Source organism: Burkholderia sp. Ac-20392 (genome assembly GCF_017104585.1).
GTDB lineage: Bacteria > Pseudomonadota > Gammaproteobacteria > Burkholderiales > Burkholderiaceae > Burkholderia > Burkholderia lata.
Genome location: NZ_JAAGPB010000583.1, coordinates 1 through 4,714, shown reverse-complemented (window position 1 = coordinate 4,714; position 4,714 = coordinate 1). Strand labels below are relative to the sequence as shown.

At 69.9% G+C, this 4,714-nt stretch carries 1 protein-coding gene; it reads right to left on the bottom strand.

Translation table 11 applies throughout. The features are described 5' to 3' along the window. Nucleotides 1–4,714: non-ribosomal peptide synthetase (locus G3N99_RS34905; protein WP_206124644.1), on the bottom strand; the 4,714-nt coding region annotated here is incomplete at both ends.

Here is a 4,714-nt window from a genome sequence, read left to right as displayed (position 1 = left end):
GTCGCCCGTGCGGTACATGCGCGCGCCCGGCACGAACGGATCGGGCACGAAGCGCTCGGCGGTCAGCGCCGGACGGCCGAGATAGCCGCGCGCGAGGCCCGCGCCCGCGAGATACAGTTCGCCGGTCGCACCGGCCGGCACCGGCTGCCAGGCCGCATCGAGCACGTGCAACTGCAGGTTCGCAATCGGATGGCCGATCGGCACCGCGACCGCATTTGCGTCGTCGGGGCCGCAGGTCCAGTGCGACACGTCGATTGCCGCTTCGGTCGGCCCGTACAGGTTCACGAGCGTCGCGTTCGGCAGCAGCCGCGCCATCTTCGCGACGAGTTCCGGCGCGAGCGCCTCACCGCTCGCGACGATCAGGCGCACGCTGTCGCACTGCGCGGCGGCCGAGAAATCGTCGAGATAGGCGGCGAACGCGGCGAGCATCGACGGCACGAAGTGCAGCACCGTCACGCCGTGCGCATGGATCGCGGCGGCCAGGCGCGCCGGATCGCGGTGATCGCCGGGCGCGGCGATCGCGAGCTTCGCGCCGATCGCCAGCGGCCACACGAATTCCCATACCGACACGTCGAAGCCGAACGGCGTCTTGTGCAGCACGACGTCGTCGCGCGTGAGCCGGTATGCGTGCTGCATCCACGCGATCCGGTTCGCGAGCGCGCCGTGCGTGTTGCCGGCGCCCTTCGGCTTGCCGGTCGAACCGGACGTGTAGATCAGGTACGCGAGTTGGGCGTCGTCGATCGTGGCGGTCGCGTTGGCAGCGTCGTTTTCGGTTTCATCGGCGAGCAGGTCCGCAACCGTGAGCAACTGGGTTGTCGCACCGTCACCCAGTGCGGCCTCGACCTGCTCGCGCAGGTGGGCCTGCGTGATCGCGACCGCCGGCCGCGCGTCGCGCAACATGTATGCAATGCGCTCGGCCGGATAGTCGGGATCGATCGGCAGGTAAGCCGCCCCGGCCTTCAGCACGCCAACCAGCGCCATCACCATGTCGAACGAACGCTCGACGCACAGCGCGACCGGCGTGTCGGGCTGCACGCCGCGTCGGCGCAGCGCGGCCGCGATGCATGACGTGCTGACGTCGAGTTCGCGATAGGTTGTGCGATGCACACCGCCGTGAATGTCCGCGTATTCGAGCGCGATTGCGTCGGGCGTCGACCGTGCCGCGTCGGCGAACTGCAGATGCAGCGGCTGACGTTGTTCGTCCGGCCAGGTGTGCGCGGTGTCCTGCGCACGTACCAGCACGTCGCGAGTGGCATCGTCGGCGATCGACAGCGTGCCGAGCAGCGCATCCGGCGTGCGGGCCAGCGCATCGAGTGCGCATGCGAACGCGCGGTGCCAGGTTTCAACCTGTCGTGCATCGACGCGCGCGGTGTCGTAGCCGTAGTCGATCGTCAGCTCGGCGCCACTCTCGATCACGAGCGTCAGCGCGAAATCGGTCGCTTCGATGCTGCGCACGCCGCTCAATGCGAGTGCACGCGGATCGGCGTCGCGCGCCGAGTCGTCCACCGGGTAGTTCTCGAACACGACCAGCGTGTCGAACAGTGCGCCGCCCGCGCCGCGCGCCCAGCGCTGGATGTCGGCGAGCGGTGTGTGTGCGTGCTCGGCGGCAGCCGCATTCTCGCGTTGCAGCGTTTGCAGCCAGTCGGCCGCGCGTTGCTGCGGCGCGGGTGCGGTAATGACCGGCAGCGTGTTGATGAAGAGACCGAGTACCGAATCGACGTCCGCGAGTGCATCCGGACGGCCCGCGACGGTCGCGCCGAACGCGACGGCCGGCTGGTGCGTCATCCGCTGCAGTGCGAGCGCCCAGGCGCCCTGCACCAGCGTGTTGACGGTCAGCTTCAGTGCACGGGCGGTCTGCGCGACGCGCGTCATCGCGTCGGCATCGAGCGTTGCGCGCCACGTGACCATTTCGGCATCCGCGCGGTCGGCCGTGCGTTCCGCAATCAGCGTCGGTGCGTCGAGTCGCGCGAGGCGTTCCGTCCAGAAGCGCTCGTCGACGTCGCGGTCGCGCGTGCCGAGCCATGCGATGAAGTCGCGATAACGCAGCGCCGGGCGGCTCGCGAACGGCGATACGGCGTCCGGGTCGCGATAGTCGCGCAGCACGTCGGCGAGCAGGCGCGCGGTGCTCCAGCCGTCGAGCAGCACGTGGTGACGCGTCCACACGACGCGCCATGCTGCGTCGGTCACGCGGATCAGCGTGAGCCGCATCAGCGGCGGTTCGCGCCAGTCGAAACCGCGTGCGCGGTCGGCCGCGAGCCATGCGTCGAAATCGGCATCGAACGTGTCGCCGCGCGTGCGCCAGTCGAGCTGTTCGACCGGCATTCGTGCGTGGCGATGCACGCACTGCAGCGGCGCGGCCTCGTCCGGCATCACGCTCGTGCGCAGGATGTCGTGGCGCGCGATCGACGCTTCGAATGCGGCGGCGAGCCGGTCGGCGTCAAGCGCGGTCGCGGTCGCGACGAGCTGGTTCACATAGCTGGCGTGACCGGGTGCGAACAGCGCATGGAACAGGATGCCCTGCTGCATCGGCGACAACGGATACACGTCGTCGATCGTGCGCCAGTCGAGCGGCGTGCGTTCGATCGCGGCCTGCGTCAGGCCGGCGGCCTGCGCGAGCGGGAAATCGCCCGGCGTCGCGCCACCGCCGCGATGCGCCACGCGCGACGCGCACGCTTCGACGAGTTCGCGCAGCGCCGCCGCGAAGCGTTCGGCGAATGCGTCGATCGTCGCGCGTTCGAATTGCGGTGCGCCGTAGACCCAGTGCACTTTCAGCGTGCGTGCGCCGTCACGATCCGTGTCGAGGTAGGCGTGGATCGCGAGCGTATTGCCGAGCGGCCCCTGTGGATCGCGCTCGACGCCGGTACCGCCGAAGCGCGGCACGAGCGTGGCATCGCGCGGTGCGTCGAACTGACCGAGATAGTTGAACGTGACGCGCGGACGCGGCACGGCGGCCAGCGCCGCACGCGTCGCCGCATCGCCGTAGTGCGCGAGCACGCCGAAGCCGAGCCCCTTGTACGGCACCGCGCGCAGCACGTCCTTGACAGCGCCCAGCGTGTCACGCGGCGTGGCCGCGACCGGCAGCGTCACCGGGTAATGGCTCGTCAGCCAGCCGATCGTGCGGCTCGCATCCGCGTCGTCGAACAGCGCCTCGCGGCCATGCCCTTCCAGTTCGACGCGGCACGATGCGGCACCGCTGACGCCGGCCAGCGTCAGCGCGAGCGCCGCACCCAGCAGTTCGATCGTCTGCGTGCGATAGGCCGCATGCGCATCGGTCAGCGCTGCGCGCGTCAATGCCGCGTCGATTGTTTGCACGACGACAGCCGCATCGGCGTTAGTCGTCGTTGCGTCGGGATGGTCGGGCACGATGTCGTCGCCCTGCGCCATGCCGGCCCAGTAAGCGGCTTCGTCCGCGAACGGCGATGCCGGTTCCGTCGCCGCACGGGCGAGCCGTGCGGCCCACGCATCCGCGCGCAGGCCCGGCTGCGACAGCCGGATCGGCGTGCGTTCGCATGCGGCACGGTACGCCGCGTCCAGGTCGTCGAGCAGGATGCGCCACGACACGCCGTCGACGATCGCATGGTGAATCGCGAGATAGAGCTGCGTCGAGCCGTCGGGCAAGCGTGCCGCGCAGGCGCAGGCAATCGGCCCGCGGCCGAGGTCGAGACGGCGCTGCAATGCGTCGAAGCGCGCAAGCGCGTCGGCTTCGTCGCGGGCGGAGACTTCGACGAACGGCAGTGCGTCGTACGGCTTCGCCGCATCGCTGGCGTGCCACGTACCGTCCGCGCCACGCGCGAAACGCTGGCGGAATGCATCGTGATGCGTCAGCAATGATTCGAAGGCGCGCGCGAACGCATCGGCGTCGAACGACCCGCGCACGTCGAATGCAACCGACTGGTTCCAGTGGCCCGGATGCGGGATGTCGAGCGCGAAGAAGCGCTGCTGCGCGGGCGTCAGGACCTTTGCAGTCACCGGTGCGCTGGCTGCGACCGCGGGTTGTACGGCAGCAGCGGCAGCCACGTCCTCCGTCTTCGCGATGCGGGCGAGTTCGGCGACCGTCGGGCCGTCGAACAGTTGCTTCGGCGTAAAGCGCACGCCGCGCTTGCGCGCACGGGCGATCACCTGCAGCACGAGAATCGAATCGCCGCCGAGTTCGAAGAAATTGTCGTTGCGGCCAACCTGCGGCGCCTTCAGCACGGCCTGCCAGACGTCGGCGAGCACCGTTTCGACCGCGCCCTGCGGTGCATCGCCGGATGCAGTCGCGACCGGCGCAGCCGCCAGTTCGCGCAGCGCGGCGCGATCGATCTTGCCGTTCGCCGTGACCGGCAGGCGCGCGAGCGCGACGAATTGTGCGGGCACCATGTAGTCGGGCAGTTTCGCGGCAAGCGCTGTGCGCAAGGCAGCCTCGTCGAAGTTCGCACCGTCGCGCATCACGACGAACGTCGCGAGCCGCAGGCGGCCATCGTGTTCGATCGCGAGCGTTTCAGCCTGCGCAACCGGGCCGGCCGCACGCACCGCCGCACTCACCTCGCCCGGTTCGACACGGTAGCCGCGAATCTTCACCTGGTCGTCGATGCGGCCAAGGAACGCGAGCCGGCCATCCACACGCAACCGTACGCGGTCACCCGTGCGATACAGCCGCGCGCCGGGCGTGAACGGATCGGGAACGAAGCGTTCGGCAGTCTGCGCCGGGCGCCCGAGGTAGCCGCGCGCGACA